A 1,245-nucleotide genomic window follows, 5' to 3' on the forward strand; every position below is an offset into this window, starting at 1 on the left:
ACTTCGACTTCAACGAGGACCAGTTCAAGGACAAGCCGAAGAAGAAGCGAACTTTTGTACTCTCAAAATTGGACGAAGGAGAAGCCGAGTTGTGGAGAAGAACCTACCTCGCATCAGAAGACTACAACAAGGACGACTACAGCACCTTTTGGCAAAGGTTCGAAAAGGCCTTCAAGAAAGAGAATCAAGAACAGCAAGCCTTGTATGACCTCAACCAACTCAAGCAACAGCCAGGAGAAACCGCAGAAACGCTCATCACCCGGTTCAAACACCTCGCCGCACTCACAGGACTCAAACTAGCCGGCAACGATCGAGTCGCTATCGATTACCTGAAGGGAGCACTCAATCAGGCACTTGTCGACAAGGTCTCTCTCATGATCGATGAACCCACGGAGTTCGATAAATGGGTTGATGTTGTTATCAAACACAACGACGTCTGGAGAAGGCATCAAGCTTTCAAGAAGAGTGCCAAGCGGCCTTTCAATGCCCAGGCATTCAGGAATCTCTCCTCGCGTCGCCCACCGACCCGTGACCCCAATGCAATGGACGTGGACGCCCTGTCCATCGATAAACGAAAGGAACTCCTTGAGAAGCGAGCATGCTTCCACTGCGAAAAACCGGGGCATTTTGCCAAAGACTGCCGAACCAAGAAGACCTCCAGCTCTGCTCAGAATACCCCTGCACCTGCTGACAACAAAACTCGACTACCTATCAAGGATGCCGCTCGTTCGATCCGAACTTTGCTCGCCCAATACACCGGGGAAGAAGAAGAAGTGATCTTCAAAGCCTGTGAAGAACTGTCCATGCAAGAGGATTTTCACTGAGGGGAGCCGGATCGACGGCCGTCTCCCCTTGCCTTAACATCTGCTCTGTGCTTGTCACCGAAACCACCAATAAATCAATGCACGTGCCTATCCAAATCACGAGCAGAGGAAAGTCCGTCGAAACCAGAGCCCTTATCGACTGCGGAGCAGGAGGAAAGTTCATCGACCAAGAATTTGTTCGCCAACACCATCTTCCGACCCGCCGTCTCTTCAAACCCATCCGAGCGTTGAACGTCGATGGAACCCCCAACAAGAACGGAATCATTCGAACGTATACCCTCCTACCCGTCAAGGTCCACGGTCGAACATGCACTCATCGTCTTTACATCTGCGGACTTGGCCAACAGACGATAATTCTGGGCATGCCCTGGTTGAGAGAAACAAACCCAATCATCGACTGGAAACGCGGAACTCTTGAATG

General features: G+C 51.1%; 2 protein-coding genes. Both read left to right on the forward strand.

Annotated elements, in window-relative coordinates; all coding sequences use genetic code 11:
* Window positions 1-824, forward strand: an 824-nt coding sequence (locus EAH89_RS30860; RefSeq protein ID WP_140888012.1) for a zinc finger CCHC domain-containing protein, incomplete at its 5' end; no start/stop codon positions are given.
* Between the two features lie 77 nt (window positions 825-901).
* Window positions 902-1,245, forward strand: a 344-nt coding sequence (locus EAH89_RS33725; protein ID WP_408906342.1) for a retropepsin-like aspartic protease, incomplete at its 3' end; no start/stop codon positions are given.

Source organism: Muricoccus nepalensis, from assembly GCF_006438825.1.
In the GTDB taxonomy this organism is placed as follows: Bacteria; Pseudomonadota; Alphaproteobacteria; order Acetobacterales; family Acetobacteraceae; genus Roseomonas; species Roseomonas nepalensis.